This is a genomic window from Nitrospirillum viridazoti CBAmc (assembly GCF_000730165.1).
In the GTDB taxonomy this organism is placed as follows: Bacteria; Pseudomonadota; Alphaproteobacteria; order Azospirillales; family Azospirillaceae; genus Nitrospirillum; species Nitrospirillum viridazoti.
Genome location: NZ_CP022112.1, coordinates 617278 through 638148, shown reverse-complemented (window position 1 = coordinate 638148; position 20871 = coordinate 617278). Strand labels below are relative to the sequence as shown.

Below are 20871 nucleotides of genomic sequence, written 5' to 3'. Positions count from 1 at the left end.
TCAACGCTTGACGAAGACGACGTCGGTGTAGCGCTCCCCCGGCATCAGGCGGTTGTCCGGCCCGAATATGACGTCGGGCGCCAACTGGTCGGGGGTGATGGTCAGGGCCACGTTGAAGCCGGCGGCCACCTCGGTATCACGGAAGCGGAAGTTGGTGGTGACCAGGCACAGCAGGCCACCCGGCTTCAGGCAGCGGGCGAAGTCCGCCACCATGGCCTGGAAGGTCGCGAAATGCAGCACGGGGTCACAGCGCTCGGCCCCGTTGACGGTCAGCCGGCCGTTGCACAACACCGCCAGGCAGAAGATGGCGTCATAGGCGCCGTCATCCTCCCCTGCCGTGCTGTCGCCCACGGCGAAGCCCACGCCTGGCAGCCGCAGAGCGCGGGCCTCGGCGATGTTACGGGGATCGATGTCGATGCCCTTCAGCCGCGCCTGCGGGAACAGCCGGCGCAGGCTGGCAACCTCCTGCCCCACCGAACAGCCGAAGGACAGCAGGCGGCGATCTGGTCCGTCGCCCAGCCGATCGCGCACGAAGGTAAACAGCCAGGGATAGCGGTCGGGGGCCGTGTAGCTGAAGGGCTGGAAGCGCCGGGGCGAGCGGCGCCACGGCCCCAGGCCGCGCAGCAGGCGCATCGGCGTCCTCATCACATCCGTCATCGTCATGGCCGGCACCCCTTAAACTTGAGGCGAAAGCGTAGGACTATACGGTGTAAACTCAAATACTTGATGGGCGGTGTACCAGGATGACGCCGCTGGAATTCTTCACCGTCTCCAAGATCGGCTGGTACCTGGTGGCGCCCAGCCACGTGCTGGTATGGACCGCCCTCGCCGCCGCCGTGCTGGCGGCCCGGCGCCATGGGGCGGCCGTGGTGCCGGCCACGGCCTGCGCCCTGACGCTGCTGGTCCTGCTGACCTGCCCGGTGGGAAATTGGGCCCTGCGGCCCTTGGAGAGCTTGTACCCCCGGCCGGCGGAGCCGACCGCCATCGATGGCATCCTGGTGTTGGGCGAAGGCCTGAATGGCGAGGTGCTGCGCGACCGGGGGGTGCCGGGCGTGGGTCCGGACGGCGGCACCCTGCTGGCCACCGCCGCCCTGGCGCGGCGCCATCCGGAGGCGCGCGTAGTCTTCAGCGGCGGATCGGGTGAGTTGGGCACGGCTGGCTTGCCGGAGGCCGAGGTGGCGCGCCACGTGCTGGCTGACCTGGGCCTGGACGACACGCGGGTGAGCTATGAGGCGCAGTCGCGCACCACCCTGGAAAATCTGGTGCTGGCCAAGCGGATGGCGCAACCGGCGCCGGGGCAAACCTGGCTGCTGGTGGCGTCGGCCTATCACATGCCACGCGCCATGCTGTCGGCATCCCGCGTGGGCTGGCGGGTAACGCCCTGGCCGTCCGACTATCTGACCACGGCCCGGGGGCCGGAAACCCATCTGTCCCTGGCCGCCAACCTGGCGCACCTGGATCTGGCGGCGCATGAGGCGCTGGGCCTGCTGGCCTATCGCCTGTCCCATGCCGGGCCGGAGACACCGTGATGCCGCCGCACTGGATGGGGCCCACCGCGCCCCCGGCCAGCCTGGCGGATCTGGCGGCGACCTACGGCCGGCGGCTGGGCGACTGCATCGCCTTTCCCGGGTTGGTCAATTCCCACGACCACCTGGCCTTCAACTGCTATCCCCCCACCGGTTCCCCGCCCTACGACGACTTCCTGGGCTGGAGCCAAGACGTGCAGGCGAACCGTGCGCTGGTCACCCGCATCGAAGCCATCCCCGCCCGCCTGCGCGTCCAGGTCGGCCTGCTGAAGAATCTGTTATGGGGCGTAACGGCCGTGGCCGACCATGGTGGCGCCCCGGTCGACGGGCCCATCCGCGTGCTGGCATCCTTTCAGGACCTGCATTCGCCGGAACTGGCCAGCCCCTGGCGCTGGATGGCCGGGCTGGGACCGGCGGTGACGCACCTGGCGGAAGGCGTGACGGCCGACAGCCGCCGCCGCGCCCTGGCCTTCCTGAAAGAGAACCTGTTCCGCCGCGCCGTCGCCGGCGTGCACGGCGTGAGCCTGGAGGGTGAGGATTTCCAGCGGCTGGCCGCGCTGGTGTGGTGCCCCGCCAGCAACCTGTTCCTGTTCGGCCGCACGGCGGACGCGGCGGCGGCCCTGCGCCACACGCAGCTGCTGTTCGGCACGGACGCCACCATCTCCGCCCCCGGCACCCTATGGGATCATTTGCGCCTGGCCCGGGGCCGCGTGGCGGATGCGGAGCTGTTCGCCAGCCTGACCTTCCGCGCCGCCCGCTTCTGGCGGCACGCCGCCCCCGACGATCTGGTCATTGCCCGGCGCACCGCCGACGACCCGTGGGATGCCTTCTTCGCCCTCACACCCGCCGACATCCTGCTGGTGGTCCGCGCCGGACAGCCGGTGCTGGTGGATGACAGCCTGGGCGCCCCGCCGGGCTTCGGCCGCCTGGTGGTGGGCGGCGAGGCCAAGCACGTGCGCATGAACGTCACGGATCTGCTGGCGGCGCTGCGGCCTCAGTTGGACACGACGGCGCTGTTGTCACGGTTCGGCTGCGGTGACCTATCGGTTATCTGACGGACCAGTCAATGTTATCCACCATCGTCAGCGTCATCCCGCAGTATGGCTTCGTAATTCCGACCGCCATAGAAAACGCCAACAATAGACACCAAGTCCGCTTCTATGCCGAAAGCGATCACCACGCGCTTTCTGTAATTGGTGATGCGCAGGCCGGGTCGCACATCGTCACGCATGGTGCCGCGATATGGATGAGCACAAAGGCGTTCACAGTAACTTACGATTGCTTCGGTATACTGGGCCGCGATGTCCGGTGACGCTGCGTCCGCTATATAGCGATACAGCGCAGCCAGCTGTTCCTGGGCTTGAAGGCTAAAGATAACGCGATAGATCATCGCGTCCTTTTCGCATGTTCAGCTGCCAAGCGGGCGCGCACTTGATCGACAGTGACGGCTCGGGACGGATCAGCCTTCAGCGCGTCATAGGCGGGACCAACCTCACTGTGCAGCCAGTTTTCCACAGCCCGATCTCGCGCCATCAGCGCCCGGAGTCCATCACGGATTACTTCGCTTTCACTGGCGTATTCGCCGGCCTGCACCTTGGCCTTTACCGCCTCCGCCATTTCGTTGGGCAGTGTGATGCTCAGTTGCTGGGTGGTCCGCATGTGCTGGCTCCTTGGCCGGAATATGATTTAATCCTATTCCAATGGCCACTCGCCGTCCAGCCGCCGCCTGAACTTAGGGCAGCGTCGCGGAATAGATCGCCAGCGTTTCCACCCCGAAGTGCCGCCACAGAACCCGTTCCACCACCAACCCGGCTTGGGCCAGGCCGTTCAGCATGCCGGCGCAGTCGCCGTGGCTGGTGAGCACGAAGTAGGCCCGGCCACCCGGCTTCAGCATAGCGGGCAGTTCGGCGGCCAGGCGGTCGATGACGTCGGGGCTGCGCCAGGACTGTTCGAACGTCGTGGTGGGCGTGCCCCGGAACTTCGGCAAGGAGAACAGCACGACGTCGAAGGTGCGGCCAGCCACGGGGGCGAACAGGTCGCCTTGGTGCAGTTCCACCGCCACCCGGTTCAGGATGGCGTTGGCCCGGGCGCAGGACACCGCCTCGGGCACCACGTCGACCGCCGTCACCTGATAGCCGCGCAAGGCCGCAAAGATTCCTAACACGCCGCAGCCGGTGCCCATGTCCAGCGCCGTCGCCCCCTCCGCCGGTTCCAGCAGCTGGCTGGTGGCGATGAATTCCGCCAGGAAGCGGCCGGTGCGGAAGACTACCGGGTTGAACACCCCCGGCCAGACAACGAAGGAGCGGCCCCGGATCTTCTCGAACACCGCCCGGCCCAGGCGGCGGCGCAGCACCGCGCGCTTGGCCGCCGTCCAGGGCGTCCACAACAGGCGGGTGGCGGTGGAAACGGGCGGGGGCGGCGGGGCCGGCTGGGGAATGGCCATGGCGGTACTCATAGCTTGAGGCTGCAGACGCAGCGCTGACAGACGGGATTGCTGTCCACGTCCAACGCGGCGCGGAAGGAGCGCGCCACAGGGCCGTTCAGGATTTCCGGCAGGGTGCCGTCGCGCAGGCTGCCGATGGGGTCATGGAAGAAGCAGGGCCGCACCGTGCCGTCGGCCTCCACCACCGTGGAGACCCAAGGCGCGTTGCAGCGCACGGGTGGCGGCGGCGTCATGCCATGGGCCGCACGGTACCGGGCGCTGATGCGGCGCAGACGGGCCGGGCTTTCCTGGATGTAGCGGCCGGCGAAGTCGCCGCCATGGCTGGCGGCCAACTGATCGATGGCGACATCCAGGGCGTCGCATTCCGCAGGTGCCAGGCCCACCTCCTCCACCCGGCCCTCCGCCCAGGCCTGCGGCCGGTTGAAGGCGGTGGAGGTGAGGTCAGCGCCCAGGAAGGAAATGCTGTCCAGGCCGATGGCCTTGGCGGCATCGACGATGGCGGGCAGCTCATGGAAATTACCGCGCTGGATGACGCAGCGCGCCGCCACAGGATAATCGGCACGGCGACGGCGCAACGCGTCCACGCCGGCGGCCAGGGAGGCGTAGGCGCCCTTGATGCCGCGGATGCGGTTATGCGTGGCCTCGGGCCCGTCCAGCGACACGATAACCTCGTCACACCAGTCCACGATGTCGGCGGCGTGCCGTTCCAGCAGCAGCCCGCTGCTGAGCAGGGTGATCTTCAGCGGCAGGGTCTTCAGCGCCGCGCACAGGCCCCACAGGTTGGGGTGCATCAGCGCCTCCCCGCCCGAGAGCACCACCCAGCGCACGCCCAGGGCGCTGAAATCCTCCACCAGACGGTCCATCGCCGCCTGTTCCAGGCTGGTGCCGTTGCGGTTGGCCTTCCAGATGTCGCACATGACACAACGGCAGTTGCAGCGGCTGTGCGGCATCAGGGTGACCACCGGCACCCGGGCCAGGCGCCGGCCCCGCCAGGCGCGCGCTAGGGGAAGGGCGCCCATCCTAGAATCCCTGGATTTCGGGACGCTGGTAGGGGAACACCTTGTCCAGCAGGCGCAGTTCGATGGGGAAGTCGTAGAACTGCGTCTTGTAGCGCCAAGCCGCCATGGTGCGCAGGGCGAAGCGCCCCGTGCGGGTCAGGCGGGTGTCGGTCATGGTGGGGTAGCGGGCGTGCAGCACCCGCTGGAAATTGCCGATCTTGCGGCGGATGTCGTCGTTCATCCACGGCAGGTTGGACGACAGGTGCTGGGCGAACTTCTCCCACTTCGCCTCGGTCCAGGTCGCCACGTCCTTGGGGTATTCGAAGCCGGCTGCCTGCGCCTCCTGCAGCATGGCGCCCTCCACCGGCACGGGGCTGTAGATGTAGAACACGATCTCCGTCGCCGGATTAACTTTCTTCAGCATCCGTATGAACTGGATAGTGTTTTCGGCATCCTTCGCCGGGTCCGGCGGGTTGCCGATGATGAAGGACATCTCCGGCACCACGTCATGGCGGCGCATCTTTTCCGCCACCGCCAGGATGGCGTTGCCGTCCTGCTTGCCGCCCTTGTTCATGCGCTTCAGGGTTTCCAGGTCGCCGGATTCCGCCCCCATGAACACCATCTTCAGGCCGCTCTTGCGCATCTTGGCCCAGGTCGCGTCGCTGAACTTCAGCATGGTGTCGGCGCGGCCGAAGCCCCACCAGCCGATGTCCAGGTGGGTGATGCGCTCCGCGAACTCGGCGCAGCGGGCCTCATGGACGAAGAAGTTGCTGTCGTAGAATTCCACCGCCGTGGCGCCGTGCTCGCGCACCAGCTTTTCCACCACGGCGGCCGTGCGCTCCGCCGTCTGGGCGGAATAGCGGCCGTTCACCTTGTGCACCACCGCGCAGAAATTGCACTGGAAGGGGCAGCCGTAGCTGGCGTGGTGAGCGATGGTGCGGGATCCTAAGAAGGAGGAGCGGACGTATGCGTCCATATCCACCCGGTGATAGGGGAAGTCCGGCAGCGCGTTGATGTCGGGCACCGGCGGCTTCTGGTTCAGGTGCACCTTGCCCTCGGCATCGCGCCAGCCCAGGCCCGGCAGGCCGGTCACATCCTCCCCCGCCCGCACCTTGGCGACGAACTCGCCAAAGGCCAGTTCGCAATGGCCTCGGAAGACATAATCGACGTAAGCCTCCTGCATCACGATCTGGCCGTGCAGGGTGGGGAAATAGCCGCCCCAGAGTATGGTGACGTGAGGAAACTCCGCCTTCAGCGCCCGGCAGATGGGGGAGGCGTTGGACAGCTGCGGCCCCGGCATCACCGTCACGCACAGGATGTCGGCCTTGGTCTCGACCAGCGCCTGGCGCAAGGCCGTCAAGCCATCCGGCACCAGGTTGCCATCGACGATGCGATACTCCTCCACCCCCTCCAGCATGGCGCCGATGGCCAGCAACGACATGGGCAGGACCGGCTTCTTGGAGGCGGAGCTGACGGGGTTGTAGAACAGGATCATGGCGCGGTCGCTTCCTTAAACATGCCGCAGCAAGGTCAGATGATGGTCGGCCAGCCCAGCCAGCCACGAACGGCCGACCACCCGGGTCTCCCAGCGCATCAGGCGAGTCAGGTGGCGGGGATGACGCTCCAGCCCGGCGAACAGGTCGGATGGCGGCAGGAACACCCCCACCGGATGGACGGAGACCGGCTGGAACGCCGGCGCGAAAGCGCGGGCGATGTCGCCTGGGGTCCAATAGCGGATGGGGATGGTGGCGCCGCCAATGTCGGCGGTGGAGCGGCCAGACCAGCGGCGCACAGCGGTACGGCGCAGGCGCGCCCCGTACCACAGGGTTTCCCAGGCGCAGAAGCGTCCCATGACCACCAGGGCCACCACCCCGCCCGGTGCCACCGCCCGGCGCAGGGCGTCGGCCAAGGGCGCCAGGTCAATAGCGCAGTTCAAGGCGCCGAAGTTGGATAGCACCAGGTCATAGGGGCCGCCACCATCCGCCGGAGAAAGGTCGGCGGGGGCGTTGAGGTCGATCCGGCGCGTGACGACCCTGTCGGCCATGCCCAGGCGCGCCGCCTTATCGGCCGTCACCCGCAGCATGGCGGGGGACCCGTCGGCCGCCGTCACCTGGGTGCCGGCATGGGCCAGCCACAGGGCGTCCTCCCCCGTGCCGCAGCCCAGGTCCAGGGCGCGCATGCCCGGCCGGAGGTGGGCGCCGACCTGCCGCCACACGGCATGGCGCAGCCAGCGGCCGGGAATGCTGTGGGCAAAGCCGGCGTCGTAATCGTCGGCGAAGCGGTCGAAGGCCGCCGGCTGCAACAGGGCCTCAGCCATGTTCCACCTCATGCCGGGTGGCGTACATGGCAAGGCGGCTGAGCGCGGAGGAGGCGCGCGCCTTGGCATGCCGCAGCAGGTCGCGGCGGGGCGCGGCCTCCAGCCGGCCCAGGCGGCTTTCCGCCGCAAGCCAGTGCTGGGCATGGCGGTAGAAGCGGCGCGACTTGCGCCCCACCACCGTCAGGGCGCGGTCGCTGCTCTCCTGCCAGGCGCCGCCGCCGGCTATGCGGTCCGCCACCTTGTCGTAATAGGGCGTGCCCTTGATGGGATAACTGATGGTGGTCAGCACGTCATCGGGCGCCGACAGGCGCAGGTGGCGGGCCGTCTCGTCAATGTCCTGCCAGGTCTCGCCATCGTAGCCCAGCATGATGAAGGTGCCGGCGCGGATGCCCCGATCCTGCACCAGGGCGATCATCTCGCGCATGCGCACGGCGTTGGTCCGGCGCTGCATGGCGTCCAGGATGCGCTGTGAGCCGCTTTCCGCCCCGATCCAGATGCGGTAGCAGCCCAGTTCCGCCAACAGGTCGGCCACCCGCTCGTTCAGCCTGTCCTCACGCGTGATGGTCTCGAACGGGTAGCGCAGGCCCCGGCGCTTCATTTCGGCCGCGAACTGTTCCAGCCATTTCTGGTTGATGGTGAAAACGTCATCGGCGAACCACAGCTGGTCCGGGGCATAGGTGTCGCGAATGAACTCGATCTCATCCGCCACGTTCTGGGGGGATCGGCGGCGGTGGCTGTGCCCGAAGACGGAATGGCTGCACCAGTTGCAGGTGTAGGGGCAGCCCCGCGCCACGATCAGGGAGACGGAGCGCACGCCGTGGTGCGTCTTCCAGGTCTGCAGATAACGCTCCAGATCGATGGCGCCCCGGTCGGGGAAGGGCTGGGCGTCCAGGTCAGCGATCTGCTTGCGCGCCGGGGTACAGCACACGCCGCCGTCCTCGCCGCGATAGGCGATGCCGTGAACCTGCTCCAGTTCCGTCAGACCGTGGCGGGCCAGATGGGGGATCAGCTCCGCCAGGGTCAGCTCCCCCTCCCCCGACACGACGATGTCGCCACCGCGCGCCAGGTATTCCTCGGCGTAGTTGGCGGGCTCCGGCCCCCCGAAAATGACGGTGGCGCCCGCTGCCTTGGCCGCCGCCGCCAGACGCAGGGCGTTGCCGCGCGTCATGAGATTGACGTAGATGCCCACCACCGCCGGCCGCTTCGCCGCCAAGGTGGCCTGGGCGGCGGCCATGTCCATGAAAGTGGTGTCCATCACCTCCACCCCGAAGCCCTGGGCCTTGAGGTGGGAGGAGATGTAGAGCAGGCCCAGCGGCGGATAGGGCTTCATCACCGCCCGCTCCGCCGGATCCGCCATCAGGAAATAGCCGTGGGTCAGCAGGATGTCGGTCACGGCGCCGCCCTGCCTGCGGTCATCACCCGGGGGGCCGCCGGATGGGGCATCAGGCGCAGCAGCTGCAGCCGCGCCCAGGACAACGGGATGGCCACGCCGCAATAGGCGACGAAGGCCAGGGCCCGCAGATGATCGCCGCCCTCGGCCCGGCCCCTCACGGCCTCCCGCAACTGCGCCACCGCCCGGCGCACACGGAAGTCACGATGCACGTAAGTGTGCAGGTGGCGGTAAAAGGCGGTGGTGTAGGGGCCCCGGTACAGCATGGCCATGTCGGACGACACGTCCCAATGCCGCTTGTCCCGCAGCTGGCTTTGCACCCGCTCATAAAACACCGTCCCGGGCAGGGGGTAGGAGACGGAAATGCCCATCTCATCCGGCCGGGTGGCGCGCAGCATGGCCAGGGTCTGGCCGATTTCGGCCATGCCCTCGCCGGGATAGCCGAATTGCAGGAAGTGGCCGACGCGGATGCCCGCGGCCTTCAGCTTCGCCGTCGCCTCCGCGATCTCCCCGGTCGACAGGTCCTTGTCCATGGCGTCCAGGATCTTCTGGCTGCCGGACTCCGCCCCCAGCCAGACGATGTCGCAGCCGGCGCGCTTCAGGTCGTCGACTGCGCCCTCGCGCAGCACGAGGTCGGCGCGGCTGAGGCATTTGAACGGTACCTTGACGCCCAGATCGTCGATGGCGGCGGCGAACTCCCCCCACCAGCGGGGCTTCAGCCCCATGATGTCGTCCATGAACCAGATGTAGTCGGGTGCTGCCAGGCAGACCAGGCGCGCCAATTCCTCCGCCACAGCCCGGGCACCGCGCACGGCGTAGCCTTGGCCCCAGATGGGCTTCGCGCACCAATTGCAGGAATAGGGACAGCCGCGCGAGGTGACCAGGTTGAGGGCGAAGAAGCCGTGGTGCCGGCGCCAGACCTGGCGGTAGGCATCCATGTCCACCAGTTCCCAGGCCGGCGGCGGCAGGGCGTCCAGATCGCGCAGCACCTCACGCTTGGGATTACGTACGGTTTCCGCGCCCTTGCGCCAGGCCAGGCCCTTGACAGCGGACAGGTCATCGGCACCATCGCGCCAGGCGGCCGTCAGCTCCGCCAAGGTTAACTCCCCCTCGCCCACGATGACGGCGCCGGCACCGGCGTCGAGGTAGAGGTCGGGATGGTCGGCGGCGTCGGCACTGCAGATGGCGACCTTGGCCCCCACAGCCGTGGCGGCGGCGATCATCTCCAGCGCCGCCAGCCGCATGGCCGACAGGCACATCTTGGACAGGTAGTTGAAATTGTCGTCATAGAGGACGGCGACCTCCGGCCGCACTTCCGCCACCCGCGCCGACCACTCCGTCACGGCCTGGGCGATCATGGCGTCAAAGAAATGCACCTCATGCCCGGCCGCCTGCAGCGTGCCGGCGGCATAGAGGGTGCCCAGCGGCGGGAACGGCTGATGTTCCGCCCACCGCGCCGGATCCAGGCGCAGGAAATAAACACTGCCGACTAATATGCGAGGCATCCGCCATCCCATCGCGGAGGAAGAATGGAACGGGCCCCCGGCCCGCCCTTAACCCAAGGACGGAAACCGGGGGCCCTTTATTCCCCGCAGGCTTACTTTGAGATCACGGCCAGCGAGGCGCCGGTGATGGCCAGCTGGCTGGTGACCTGGATGATGTCCATCAGGATGCTGTCCCAGGTGAAGTGGCGCAGCTTGCGCGGCACGACGATGACCGAGCCGGGCGCCAGCTTCGGCGGGCTGGATAGCCAGCCGCCACCGTCCACCTGGATGGCGGAACCGTCTGGCTGCACCACGAAGACATGGTCGTCGTCCGCGATTTCCGTCATGCCGCCGGCCATGGCGATGTAGTCGTCCACGCTGCGGTCGCTGCGGAACTGGATGCCGCCCGGGGCCATGACCTCACCCGAGACCACCACGGCGCTGGGCTGGCGCGGCACCACCAGCTGGTCGCCCGGCTCCATCACCAGGTCCAGTTCCGGATGGGCCGCAATCTCCCTCGGGTCGACATGCACCGCCACCCGGCCGCTGGCGGGGCCGATGCCCTGGCGCAGACGGCCGATCATCTGGGTGACGTAGGCGATTTCCCCATCCGTCACCTGCACCTTGCCGCTGACATTGCCGACGATGGAGATGATTTGGCGCTCCAGCGCATCCGCCTCCTTCTGCAGGGTGTCGCGCTGGGATTCCGCCACCGACTGGCGCAGGAACACCACGCCGGCCGGGTAGGCGGCGTCCGTGAAGCCGCCAGCCCGCGCCAGGACGGACGACAGATGCTCGCCGCGCAAGATCTCATACCCGCCGGGGAACTTGACCTCGCCCGACAGGGTGACGTCGCCCGTGTCGCGGTCGGAGAAAACGGGGTTGAAGCGCACGCGATCGAAGGGCTTCAGCGCCACCTGCGCGAACTGCGCCACCGGCAGGCCATAGCTGTGGCGCACGGTGCGCGACAGGCCGGACGCATTGTCGATATCGGCGGAGGTGACCTCGAAGGCGTGCAGATCCACCTTGGGCGTCAGGCCGCCCGCCGCCTGCACCAGCTTGTCCAGCGTGGCGCCGGGCATGACCAGGAAATCGCCGGGGCTGTTGACCTCGCCCACCACCGTGACGTGGTAGTTGGTCAGGGTGCCGACCAGCAGGCGGCGGGTATCGTCATCCAGACCGACGAACAGGCGCAGGGGCGGCCGGCGGGAATGCTGGGCCTGGCTGACACCCAGTTGGCTGGCACTCAGGGGCCCGGCACCGGCCGGCAGGGTCATCGTCTGGTCCTGATCGTCATCCGCCCGGGCGGTGCTGCCGTCCTGGGCGGTGAGAATATCCGGCGGCGCCACAATGCCAGGGTTCAGCCGCTCCTCCTCCGGCTTGGGCGGGCCCTGGTCCTGAAGCGCCGGGTTCTGCTGGCCCAGCTGGTTGGCGGCGTAGGCGGCATAGGTCGGGTTGGCGGCCAGCAGGGCGGCACCCTGCCCGGCCCCGCCCGACTGGCCGGCCGGCAGCTGGATGCCCTGTATGGCCGCCAGCTGCGCCAGGCGCGGATCCGCCGCCAGGCCGGGCGGCAACGCCTGGACTTGCAGGGCGGCGTTGGCATCAGGCACCGGCGGCGGCGGCACCGGGTCGGGATGGTCGTTCACCTTGCGGGTCGGGTTGCGCTGCAGGTCCCCCGCCTTGTGGGCGATGTAGCGCATCTCCGCCACGTTGGTGATGTAGACGACGTCGTTGGACTGCAGGGCCATGTCGGCCTTGCCCTCCAGCACGTCGGACACGGCGAAGGGGATGACCGTGCGCTGCAGGGTCGCCGGATCCAGGCGGATGACGGCGTCGGCCAGCAGATAGGGCAAGGGCCGCCCCACCGCGGGCGCGAACATGTCGCTGGAGGCCAGCAGGCCGCGCAGGGAGCGCACCGTTTCCAGGGGATAGCTGCCGTTCAGGGTGGTCGCGCCGCGCAACTCCACCTTGGCCAGCGAGATGTCGGCCGTGGGCGCCACGAACACCACGTCGCCGTCATGGACCGTGGCGCCGCCGCCGGCACCCACCTGCACCATCTCCCGCTTGCCATCGTCGCGGGTACGCAGGATGGAGTAGCGGTAGCTGCCGCGTACCTCCGTGCCCCCCGCCATGGCCATGAGGGAGGACAGCGGCGTGGCCTGCTGCCCGGCCGGCAGTTCATAGATGGCGGGGCGCTTCACCTGGCCGACAACGGCCACGGCGCTGGTCTGCAAGGGCACGACGATGCGGTCCCCTTCCGCCAGCGGAATGTCGCGGCCGGCGGCGTCCCCCATCAGCAGGGTGTACAGATCCAGGCGGAAGCTGCGGCCGCCCCGCACCACCTGCACGTCGCGCAGGGAGCCCGTGTTCTTGATACCGCCCGCCAGGGACAGGGCATCCATGGCGGTGGCCAGGCCGGATAGGTTGAACAGGCCGGGGGCGTTGACCTCCCCCGTCACGCGCACGGCAATCTGGCGCACCGCGCCGACGGACACCAGCACCTCCGTCCCCGTCAGGGCGCGCCCGGCCGCATCCTCCAGATCCTCGCGGAAGCCGCCGAATGACCGGCCGGCCGCCGCGACGGGCGGCAAGCCGGGGAACACCACCCGGCCGTCGCGGTCCACCCGGGTGCGGTAGCTGGCGTTCTGCTGCCCGCGCAGGGTCAGCACGATCTCATCCCCCTCGCCCAGAATGTAGCCGTCCTGCAGGGCGCCGCTCTGCCTGACCACCACCGGGGCGCCCCGGCCGAAGACCTCATAGCCGTACTGGCGGATGGGCTGGCCGGCGCGGGCGCTCATCAGCCGTTCGATGGCCGAGGGCGGGCCATAGGCCTGGGGGCCCTGCTGAACGGCCGGGTTCTGCACCTGAACGTCGGGCTGCAGCGAGGGTATGGTGGACTGGCCGGTCAGGCGCTGCTGCACCGTGCGCAGCAGGTCGCCGGTCAGGTCGTTGCCGTTGCCGCCGCCCAGCAGCTGCGACAGCCCCTGCGCCTGCGCCAGGCCCGGCGTCACGCTGGAGGCCAACGCCGCCAGCAGCATGGCGTGGCGGGCCCATTTCCGGCCTGAGCTCATCGTCGCCCCATTCATTTTCGTCATCGTTTCAGGCCTTCACCAGCCAGGGTGTCTTGTGGAACGCCTGCCGGCACAGCAGGCGGAATAACCAAGTCCAGGAGGGGGCGGCCGGCACCAGGGCGCCGGACCAGGCCCAGGCGGCCCTGAGGTCGCCCCGGGTCAGCCAGGCGCCGCGCAGCAGCAGGCTGGCCCGGATCTTGGGATAGTCAGGCGCCACCCGGGCGGCCTGGCAGGCCCATTCCATGACCCGCACGTCGCTGGCCAGCCGCCCCCGGGGTTCCATGCCGCTGTGGAAGCGGCCGGGCCGCGCCCGCCAGCGGGAAATGGGCTGGTCCAGATAGACCACCCCACCCCCGGCCACGCGGGTGAAGACGGCGGTGGCCAACTGGTCTGTGTGGCTTTCGTCCGACGGGTCGAAGCGCAGATGCGCGCCGCCCCCAAGCCAATAGAGATTGGCGCCCAGGGGACCGTAAAGCATGGCGCCCCTGGCCAGCGACTGGGCCAGGAAGGCCTGCGCCGTAAGGCCCGTGGCGCCCCGCCACACGATGCGGCGAGCTACCCGCTGGGGCCGCAAGGTCTCATCCACGATCTCGTAGCTGCCGATCCCCAGGCAGGCGCCGGCGGCCACCATGCGGTCGCGCAACTTGGTGAGGCCCGTCCCATGCACCAGGTCGCCCACCATCAGGAACAGGGCGAAGCCGAAGCCCATTTCCTCCGCCACCTCGACGGCGAGGTTCCAGTTGGCGACACGGCCAAGATTTTGGGCATTGCGGCGCACGGTGATGGCCGCCCCTTGCGCATCGCGAGCCGGCAAGGCGTCGGCGCTGCCGTCGGTGGAAGCGTTGTCGCAGACCACGATCTCATAGCAGTCTGGCGGCACGCCGGCCTGGGCGGCGGAGGCCACCGTCTCGGCCAGCAGGGCGCCGCCGTTGTAGCTGGGGACCAGGATGGCGATCTTGGACGCGCGCATTCGTCAGCGGCGCTCCACAGCCCGGCCACGCAAGTGCGCCGCCCCGGCGGCCAGCAGGGCGCCCAGGATGACGCCCAGGGCCAGGAACAGGGGCCGGTTGGGCCACACCCGTTCGCGCACGTCGGGCACGGTGGGCGGATCGATGATGCGGAAGGCGAATTCCGTCTGCCCCGTCGCGTACATGTAATTCTGCAGCGTGCGTTCGTAGGCGCTGACCAGGGCGGCGTTCAGGGCGTTGCTGTTGCCTTCCTTCTGGGCGTTGGCCATGGCGGTGCGCAGATAGGCCAGGTTGCGGTTGGCGTCGGCCAAGGCGCGGTCCCGCAATTGGGCGTTGGTTAGCGCGATCAGGTCGCGCGCCCAGCGCACCGCCAGGTCGCGGTCCTTCCAGGTGATGGCCAGCGTGACGATGCCGCTGCGCCGGTCAAGGGTGATGTCGCGGATGCTGCGGTTGAACAGCTTGAAACCCCGGCGCAGGGTGGGAACCTCGTCCGCCGGCACCTTCCATTGCTTGGCCGCCGCGTCCCACTTGCTGGCGAACAGGATGGGCAGCAGGTCCTGCTGGGCGGCATAGGTGTCGAACAGCTCGCGGGAGCCGAGCACGGCCATGGCCTCATCCTCGTTGGAGGAGGATGACTTGCCCAGCAGGCCGGCGACGCCGCCCAGCCCACCCAGACCGCCCAACAGGCCGGAGGCGCTGCCCAGATCCAGGTTGCCGAAGCCGGCACCACTCTTGGATACCGGCATCACCAGCACCTCCACCCGCCAGTAGGAGGGCAGCAGGAAGGCGGCCGCGACGGAGGCGCCGACGCTGGCCAGGAACAGGAAGGCGGCCAGAAACCAGTGGCGGCGCAGGCGGCCCAGGAACAGGCCCAGGCCATCGCCCCCCAGCCCGTCGCCCCCCAGCCCGTCGCCCCCAAGCCCATCGCCCCCCTGGCCGCGCGGCACCCAGGCGCCATCGGACGCGCCATCGGGGACGGTGCGGCCGGCCCATGCCAAATCTGGAGTATCCACACCCACCGTCATCGCCCCCGATCGCCTGAAACCTGGCAGAACGACGGATGGCGGTCGGCCGATATTCCCCAATTCCGGAAAAATATAGTGCTTTCCCGCGAGGCGCGGCCGGACCACTCTGCCCCCACTTCGAAGGTCTTCACCGCATCGGGTGCATCAGTGAAAAGGACGGGGCTGGGACTTGCCGGCGGGCTGGCCGATCAGGCCATCGTCAGCTTCGGCAATTTCGCGCTGAACGTGACGCTGGCCCGCAGCCTGCCGGCGGCGGAATACGGCGCCTATTCCGTGGTGCTGTCCTTCATCCTGGTGCTGAACACCCTGCACCAGGCGCTGGTGACCTACCCCTTGTCGGTGCGCCCGGCCCCCGGCGGCCGGCCCCTGGCGGTGGCCCTGCTGCTGACGCCCCTCTGCGCCCTGGCCTTCCTGCCCCTCCTGGGCGTCGCCACGGCCAGTGTCGGCCACCTGGGCCTGCTGCCGGCCGCCGGGGCCGCCCTGGTCTGCTGGCAATTGCAAGAGGTGGTGCGGCGCGCCCTGCTGGCGGAGAGCCGGCACATACCCCTGATCGCCTTGGACGCCCTGCGCTACCTGGGGCCGCTGGTAGCGGTGTGGGCCCTGCGCGCCAACCTCGCCATCGAGGGGGTGTTCCTGCTGGTCGCCGCCGCCTCGGCCTTGGCGGCGTTGCCGGCGGCCCGGCACCTGGAACGGAATGGGCAAGCCGCCGCCAGCGGATTGCGGACCGAGATGGCGGACCACTGGCGCCTGGGCGCGCCGGTGCTGGGCGCCAACCTGCTGGCGGCCCTGTCCACGCAATGGTTCCTGTGGCTGCTGGCCTGGCACGACGATGCGCCCGGAGCCGCCGCCCTGGTGGCGCTGGCCAACGTCGTAGCCGTGGCCAGCCCCGTCATCTTCGGCATGGAGAACGTCCTGGTGCCGGAGGTGGCGCGCGCCCGCGACACCTTGAGCTTCCCGGACCTGCTGCGCCTGGTGGGTCGGCGCGGATTGGTGGCGGCCGGCCTGGTCGGGCCGCTGTTCCTGGTCATCCTGGCCGCGCCCACCTGGGCCGCCCGGTTGTTCTATGGCCGCGACAGCGCCTACGCCGCGCATCCGGGGGAGCTGCGCCTACTGGCGCTGGCCTACGCCTGCTATCTGGCGGCGACGCTGTTCAGCGCCGCCTTGCGCGGCTATCGTGCCAGCGGCGCCGTCTTCCGCATGCAGTTCTACCCCGCCCTGTTCGGCCTGACGGTGGGCAGCTGGCTCACCTGGCGCTTGGGACTGGGCGGCGCCTGCGTCGCCTCGGTGGCCGCCGGCGCCCTGCGGGCCGCCGTCGGCCTCATCTATCTGCTGCGCCTGCGCCCCCTGACCGTGGCGCGGCCCGCCCTGGCGTCATCATGACGGCCGATCCGCTACAGCCCATCGAACGACGCCTATGGCAGGCGCTGCTGTTGTGCGTGCCGGTTTCGGCCACGCCGCTGCTGCCCTTCGGCAACGGCACGCTGGCCCGGCCCTTGGCCATCGTGCCGGCAACATTGCTGCTGACCCTGGCCGCCTACCGCCTGGTGGTGCTGAATCAGCGGCCCCGTCTGGCAGGCGACGGTTTCGCGGCGCTGGGCCTGTTCACCCTCTACATCGTCGTCAGCGGCCTGGGCGTCGTGATGGTCCAGCCACCGGACGCCTTCAAGGGCCAGACCCCGCTGGACAGCCTGGTCCGCGCCCTGCTGACCTGGGGCGTGGGCCTGGCCTTCTACGTCGTGGCCCGGCTGCAGATCCGCAACGCCGCCGACATCCGCATGACCCTGCGCTTCCTGTTCATCGGCATGGGCGTCTCCATCGCCTTCGCTGGCGTGCAGGTGGTGGCCATGGCCCAGCATGGGGAGCTGCTGCGCGTCGTCCAGGCCCTCACCGACCTGATCGCCGTGCGCTATGACGGCCTGGTCAACCGTGCCCAGGGCATGACGTTCGAACCGTCGTGGCTGGCCACCCAGATCATCGTGCTGCTGATCCCGGCCCTGATCGCCCGCGCCATGGCGCGGCAGGAGGGGGTGGGGCTGCCGGCCCTGCCCGGCCACGCCCTGCGCCTGGCCGGCGGCTTCGCCGTCGCCATCGGCGGCCTGCTGTTCTCCGGCTCCCGCTTCGGTCTGGCCTGCATCGTCGCCATGCTGGGGCTCAGCGTCTTCTTCGCCGCGCTGCGCGGCCGCATCCTGGCGGCGGCCACCTTTCTGGGCGTGCTGGTGGCGGGCGGCGGGGCGGTGGTGGCCATGAGCGGCCTGGGCGCCGGGGCGGGGGCCACCTATGTCATGGGGCCGGTCGCCTACCTGACGGAGTCCGCCGACCTCAACAGCCTGGCCGGCGGGGATGTCGCCACCGGCGTCACCGACGCCCTGGCCCTGGCCGGCCGCTTCGCCGCGGCGGAGGCCGCCGGCCTGACCTGGCTGGACCATCCCGTCTTCGGCGTGTCCCTGGGCAACAACTACCGCTATTTCGGCGAATACGCCCCCGACTGGGCCTTCACCACCCAGCTGTTCACCCAGGGGGCCAAGGAAGGCATCGGCTGGCTGGACCCCAATTCGCCGGAAAAGGGCAATGCCAAGAACCTGTTCCTGCGCCTGCTGTCGGAAACCGGGGTGGTGGGCTTCGCCCTGTTCATCGTCTTCTTCTGGCGCCAGCTGTTCCGCGGCCGGCCGCACGACGCCTTCCACCGCTATTTCCGCCTGGCCAGCGCCGCGGCCTTAGGATTCAGCTTCCTGAACCAGGACACCTTCGTCGACGCCGGCCTGTGGATTCCGCTGGCCCTCTGCTGCGCCATGAATCATTTGCCTCAAGTCAGGGAATAGACCGGCACCGCCATCCGTCCTGGGGATAGGCGCACATGGGATGCGCCCGCCTCAGGTAGACCCATGGACAGCCATTCCAGACCCGCCTTGCGGATCGCCTTCGTGACGACCCGCGACCTGGCCCAGCGCAACGGCCGCACCCCCATCATGGGTCACATCCTGGTGGCCCTGCGCCGCCAGCATACGGTGGAGGTGATCACCCTGCATTCCGTGCTGCAGGGCGGCAGGGCCGACCGCCTGGGCGCCGCCGCCGCCTGGCTGGCGGGCCTGGCGAGCGGGCGGCCGCCACCCCTGCAATGCCTGCTGTACGCCGGCCCGGGGGAGGCGGAGCGGGTGGCGGCGCGCATCGCGGCGGGGGCGTTCGATGCCGTCTACCTCGACACCGTGCGCTGCCAGACCCTGCTGCGCACCCTGCGGCGCGCCCTGCCCGACCTGCACATCGTCACCGACTTCGACGACCTGATGTCGCGGCGCATGACCTATCTGCGCCATCACCGCCTGCCCTTGCTGACCGGCCATGTCGGCCCGCACTTTCCCCGCTGGGCGCGCCGCCTGGCGGAAGGACCGCTGGCCCGCCTGGTGACGGCCTATGAGGCCCGCACCCTGCCGGCGGCGGAGCGGGAGGTGATGCTGGCCTCCAGCGCCACGGTGCTGCTGTCGCCGGTGGAACGGCAGATGCTGTGCCGGTACGCGCCCCCGGAGGCACAGTCCAAGGACGGGCCGCCGGTGGTGCGCGCCATCCCGCCCGGCGTGCCCCTGCGGGCGGAGCCTTGGGGGCACGGCCATGCGCCCCTTCGCTTCGTCTTCATCGGCAGTGATCGGCAGCTGCAGAACCGCACGGCTATAGATTTCCTGCTGGATCAATGGCGGCGCCTGAAGCCGGCCACGCCGCTGCACATCCACGGCCGCCAGACCCGCCCCCTGGCCAATGTGCCCGGCGTGCACTGGCACGGCTATGCCGACGACCTGGCCCAGGTTTACCGGCCAGGCAGCATCGCCCTGGTGCCGGCGCTGGTGGCCGGCGGCATCAAGACCAAGGTGGCGGAGGCCTGGGCCTGGGGCTGCCCCGTGCTGGGCAACCGCACGGCCATGGAGGGGCTGCGGGCCCCCGGATATCCCCTGACGCTGTCCGAGGACCAATGGGATCCCTACCTAACGCAGCCTGAGGCCTATGCCGACCTGTGGGCCGACGCCGCGCGCAAGGGGGCCGCGTTCGTGCGCCGCGCCCTGTCGCCGGCGGGGTTCGAGCGCGCCTGGGAAATGGCCCTGCGGCCCAAGTCCGCGACGCGGGAGGCACCGGCCGGCGCCTCCTTAATCGACGCGGAACAAGCCTCAGGATAAGGAGGGTTCGGGGCGCAGATGCTGGACCAGGAACTTCTCAACCGGTGCCGCGTAGACGTCATGGTCGATGCGCCAGCGCGCCACCCGGCGCAGCAGCCGGCCGGCCCCCTGGCCAGTGGCCACCGGCCCGGCAGCGTACTTATTGTAGAACTTGAAGCGCTCGATGCGGCGGTAGAGATGCGGCGGCACCCAGGTGCCGGCCGGACCCGCCACATAGTCGAACCGTGCCCAGTCGTCCAAGGTGCGCGGGGTCTGGTCCGCCACGGCGGCGGCCAGGGCCGAGCCGGGATAGGGCTTGTAGTAGAACAGCGGTGTTTCGAACTTGGGGCTCATGGCCCGCAGGGTCTTGATCAGGCCCAGCGTCGCCTCGACCTGCGCTTCCGTCTCCTCCGGGAAGCCCACGATGAAGGAGAAGATGACGGCAACGTCGTGCTGCCGGCACTTGGCTGCCGTTTCCAGGATGGCATCGATGGTGGTGTCCTTCTTGATGCGCTTCATCATCTCGTGCGACCCGGTCTCCACCCCCACCAGCACGCGGCGCAGGCCGGACCGGACGCAGAGGCGCCAGATCTCGTCCGGCAGGCGCACGCCCTGGTCGGCGCGCATGGTGCCAGCCCACGTGAAGTCCAGCCCTCGCCGCAAGAATTCCTCACAGATGTCGGCCACGCGGTGGCGGTGGGTGAAGTAGGTTTCGTCCTGGAAATTCAGGTCGGTGAAGCGATAGCGGCGCCACAGCGCTTCGATCTCCACCCCCATGCGGCTGGCCGAGGTCGCCTTCCAGTCGCGGCCATAGACGAAGGGGTCGGCACAGAAGGCGCAGCGGAAGTTGCAGCCGATGGAGCCGATGTAGTCCAGCTGCCGCCGGCCCTTAAGCTCGAAGTACCGCTCGACCGGGATCAGGTCGAAGTTGGGCGGGGCGAAGGCGTCCAGGCTTTCCAGATGCCGCGCCTTGGTGCGCACCACGCGGTCACCGTCACGGTAGGCGACGCCGGCGATGCCCTCAACATCATCGCCCTCGGCCAGACGATCCATGATCTCCGCGAAGGTGCGCTCGCCCTGCCCCGCCACTGTGATGTCGATGCTGGGCTCGTCCAGCGTCTCCACCGGGAACAGGGAGGGATGCCAGCCGCCGGCCACGGTGGTGAGGTCGGGCCGCGCCCGCTTCACCGCCCGCAGCACGGCCAGCGCGTCGCCCAGCGGCCGGCCGGTCAGCATGGTAACGCCAAAGCACAATGCGCCGTCGATGGCCCGCAGCACTGCGCCCAAGGGGTCCGCCTCGATCCGCGCGTCGACGATGCGCACGTCGAAGCGCGCGGAATCAAGGTTGGAACCGATGGCCAACAAGCCCAACGGCATGGTGTGGAAGACAGCCGCCGGGTTGTAAAGGACGACCTTGTGTCGGATGGCCATGATCCACCAAAAATCAAACATCGATGGCGCAGCATATCCAGCATAAATAAAATAAACAATGCGCCTTTTAAAATAAATA

General features: G+C 69.2%; 18 protein-coding genes. 5 read left to right on the top strand and 13 right to left on the bottom strand.

Translation table 11 applies throughout. The features are described 5' to 3' along the window. Entirely contained in the window at positions 1 to 663 is a 663-nt protein-coding gene (locus Y958_RS24645) for a class I SAM-dependent methyltransferase (protein WP_088874561.1), read from the bottom strand. An 80-nt stretch (positions 664 to 743) separates the two neighbouring features. Between Y958_RS24645 and Y958_RS24640 the strand changes: the two genes are divergently transcribed. Next, the gene (locus tag Y958_RS24640; RefSeq protein WP_088874560.1) at positions 744 to 1529 is read left to right on the top strand and encodes a YdcF family protein; all 786 of its coding nucleotides are present in this window, start codon (positions 744 to 746) and stop codon (positions 1527 to 1529) included. Further along, positions 1529 to 2581 carry an amidohydrolase family protein gene (locus Y958_RS24635; RefSeq protein WP_088874559.1) on the top strand — a complete coding sequence of 351 codons (1053 nt, stop codon included), beginning with the start codon at positions 1529 to 1531 and terminating at the stop codon, positions 2579 to 2581. The genes Y958_RS24640 and Y958_RS24635 overlap by 1 nt, the downstream gene beginning before the upstream one ends. 14 nt (positions 2582 to 2595) lie before the next feature. On the opposite strand, the gene Y958_RS24630 is transcribed toward Y958_RS24635, so the two are convergent. The 11 genes from Y958_RS24630 to Y958_RS24580 all read right to left on the bottom strand — a co-directional run bounded on the left by Y958_RS24630 (position 2596) and on the right by Y958_RS24580 (position 15222). Continuing rightward, a complete protein-coding gene (locus Y958_RS24630) occupies positions 2596 to 2916 on the bottom strand; it encodes a type II toxin-antitoxin system RelE/ParE family toxin (RefSeq protein WP_088874558.1) in 321 nt (106 codons plus the stop codon). After that, positions 2913 to 3185 (bottom strand): ribbon-helix-helix domain-containing protein, encoded by a 273-nt coding sequence (locus Y958_RS24625; RefSeq protein ID WP_088874557.1) that lies wholly within the window; start codon positions 3183 to 3185, stop codon positions 2913 to 2915. Before Y958_RS24625 ends, Y958_RS24630 begins: the two co-directional genes overlap by 4 nt. Positions 3186 to 3258: 73 nt before the next feature. Further along, the gene (locus tag Y958_RS24620; RefSeq protein WP_186291598.1) at positions 3259 to 3969 is read right to left on the bottom strand and encodes a methyltransferase; all 711 of its coding nucleotides are present in this window, start codon (positions 3967 to 3969) and stop codon (positions 3259 to 3261) included. 8 nt (positions 3970 to 3977) lie between these two features. Further along, positions 3978 to 4988, bottom strand: a complete 1011-nt coding sequence (locus Y958_RS24615) for a radical SAM/SPASM domain-containing protein (RefSeq protein WP_088874555.1) — start codon at positions 4986 to 4988, stop codon at positions 3978 to 3980. Between the two features lies 1 nt (position 4989). Continuing rightward, the gene (locus Y958_RS24610; RefSeq protein ID WP_088874554.1) at positions 4990 to 6462 is read right to left on the bottom strand and encodes a B12-binding domain-containing radical SAM protein; all 1473 of its coding nucleotides are present in this window, start codon (positions 6460 to 6462) and stop codon (positions 4990 to 4992) included. A gap of 15 nt (positions 6463 to 6477) precedes the next feature. After that, on the bottom strand, positions 6478 to 7284 hold the full coding sequence (locus Y958_RS24605; RefSeq protein WP_186291597.1) for a class I SAM-dependent DNA methyltransferase: 807 nt from the start codon (positions 7282 to 7284) through the stop codon (positions 6478 to 6480). After that, positions 7277 to 8677, bottom strand: a complete 1401-nt coding sequence (locus Y958_RS24600) for a B12-binding domain-containing radical SAM protein (RefSeq protein WP_186291596.1) — start codon at positions 8675 to 8677, stop codon at positions 7277 to 7279. The genes Y958_RS24605 and Y958_RS24600 overlap by 8 nt, the downstream gene beginning before the upstream one ends. After that, positions 8674 to 10179 carry a B12-binding domain-containing radical SAM protein gene (locus Y958_RS24595; RefSeq protein ID WP_088874552.1) on the bottom strand — a complete coding sequence of 502 codons (1506 nt, stop codon included), beginning with the start codon at positions 10177 to 10179 and terminating at the stop codon, positions 8674 to 8676. The genes Y958_RS24600 and Y958_RS24595 overlap by 4 nt, the downstream gene beginning before the upstream one ends. 92 nt (positions 10180 to 10271) lie before the next feature. After that, positions 10272 to 13229, bottom strand: a complete 2958-nt coding sequence (locus Y958_RS24590) for an SLBB domain-containing protein (protein WP_145727626.1) — start codon at positions 13227 to 13229, stop codon at positions 10272 to 10274. A gap of 28 nt (positions 13230 to 13257) precedes the next feature. Then, the gene (locus tag Y958_RS24585) at positions 13258 to 14199 is read right to left on the bottom strand and encodes a glycosyltransferase family 2 protein (protein ID WP_088874550.1); all 942 of its coding nucleotides are present in this window, start codon (positions 14197 to 14199) and stop codon (positions 13258 to 13260) included. Between the two features lie 3 nt (positions 14200 to 14202). Beyond that, entirely contained in the window at positions 14203 to 15222 is a 1020-nt protein-coding gene (locus Y958_RS24580) for a GumC domain-containing protein (RefSeq protein WP_088874549.1), read from the bottom strand. A gap of 147 nt (positions 15223 to 15369) precedes the next feature. On the opposite strand from Y958_RS24580, the gene Y958_RS24575 reads away from it, so the two are divergent. From Y958_RS24575 to Y958_RS24565, 3 genes are all read left to right on the top strand, one after another. Next, the gene (locus Y958_RS24575) at positions 15370 to 16602 is read left to right on the top strand and encodes a polysaccharide biosynthesis protein (RefSeq protein WP_088874548.1); all 1233 of its coding nucleotides are present in this window, start codon (positions 15370 to 15372) and stop codon (positions 16600 to 16602) included. Continuing rightward, positions 16599 to 18041, top strand: a complete 1443-nt coding sequence (locus Y958_RS24570; protein ID WP_088874547.1) for an O-antigen ligase family protein — start codon at positions 16599 to 16601, stop codon at positions 18039 to 18041. The genes Y958_RS24575 and Y958_RS24570 overlap by 4 nt, the downstream gene beginning before the upstream one ends. A gap of 63 nt (positions 18042 to 18104) precedes the next feature. Beyond that, positions 18105 to 19382: a glycosyltransferase gene (locus Y958_RS24565; RefSeq protein ID WP_088874546.1), complete on the top strand. Its 1278-nt coding sequence runs from the start codon at positions 18105 to 18107 to the stop codon at positions 19380 to 19382. On the opposite strand, the gene Y958_RS24560 is transcribed toward Y958_RS24565, so the two are convergent. Continuing rightward, positions 19374 to 20792, bottom strand: coding sequence for a B12-binding domain-containing radical SAM protein (locus Y958_RS24560; protein WP_186291595.1), 1419 nt, complete (start codon positions 20790 to 20792; stop codon positions 19374 to 19376). The two genes, Y958_RS24565 and Y958_RS24560, sit on opposite strands and share 9 nt — an antisense overlap. Positions 20793 to 20871: the final 79 nt, after the last annotated feature.

Excerpts from the sequence above, each read along its gene's own strand:
- Y958_RS24645 (WP_088874561.1), bottom strand. The coding sequence starts at position 663 with ATGACGATGACGGATGTGATGAGGACGCCGATGCGCCTGCTGCGCGGC.
- Y958_RS24640 (WP_088874560.1), top strand. The coding sequence starts at position 744 with ATGACGCCGCTGGAATTCTTCACCGTCTCCAAGATCGGCTGGTACCTG.
- Y958_RS24635 (WP_088874559.1), top strand. The coding sequence starts at position 1,529 with ATGCCGCCGCACTGGATGGGGCCCACCGCGCCCCCGGCCAGCCTGGCG.
- Y958_RS24630 (WP_088874558.1), bottom strand. The coding sequence starts at position 2,916 with ATGATCTATCGCGTTATCTTTAGCCTTCAAGCCCAGGAACAGCTGGCT.
- Y958_RS24625 (WP_088874557.1), bottom strand. The coding sequence starts at position 3,185 with ATGCGGACCACCCAGCAACTGAGCATCACACTGCCCAACGAAATGGCG.
- Y958_RS24620 (WP_186291598.1), bottom strand. The coding sequence starts at position 3,969 with ATGGCCATTCCCCAGCCGGCCCCGCCGCCCCCGCCCGTTTCCACCGCC.
- Y958_RS24615 (WP_088874555.1), bottom strand. The coding sequence starts at position 4,988 with ATGGGCGCCCTTCCCCTAGCGCGCGCCTGGCGGGGCCGGCGCCTGGCC.
- Y958_RS24610 (WP_088874554.1), bottom strand. The coding sequence starts at position 6,462 with ATGATCCTGTTCTACAACCCCGTCAGCTCCGCCTCCAAGAAGCCGGTC.
- Y958_RS24605 (WP_186291597.1), bottom strand. The coding sequence starts at position 7,284 with ATGGCTGAGGCCCTGTTGCAGCCGGCGGCCTTCGACCGCTTCGCCGAC.
- Y958_RS24595 (WP_088874552.1), bottom strand. The coding sequence starts at position 10,179 with ATGCCTCGCATATTAGTCGGCAGTGTTTATTTCCTGCGCCTGGATCCG.
- Y958_RS24590 (WP_145727626.1), bottom strand. The coding sequence starts at position 13,229 with ATGAGCTCAGGCCGGAAATGGGCCCGCCACGCCATGCTGCTGGCGGCG.
- Y958_RS24585 (WP_088874550.1), bottom strand. The coding sequence starts at position 14,199 with ATGCGCGCGTCCAAGATCGCCATCCTGGTCCCCAGCTACAACGGCGGC.
- Y958_RS24580 (WP_088874549.1), bottom strand. The coding sequence starts at position 15,222 with ATGACGGTGGGTGTGGATACTCCAGATTTGGCATGGGCCGGCCGCACC.
- Y958_RS24570 (WP_088874547.1), top strand. The coding sequence starts at position 16,599 with ATGACGGCCGATCCGCTACAGCCCATCGAACGACGCCTATGGCAGGCG.
- Y958_RS24565 (WP_088874546.1), top strand. The coding sequence starts at position 18,105 with ATGGACAGCCATTCCAGACCCGCCTTGCGGATCGCCTTCGTGACGACC.
- Y958_RS24560 (WP_186291595.1), bottom strand. The coding sequence starts at position 20,792 with ATGGCCATCCGACACAAGGTCGTCCTTTACAACCCGGCGGCTGTCTTC.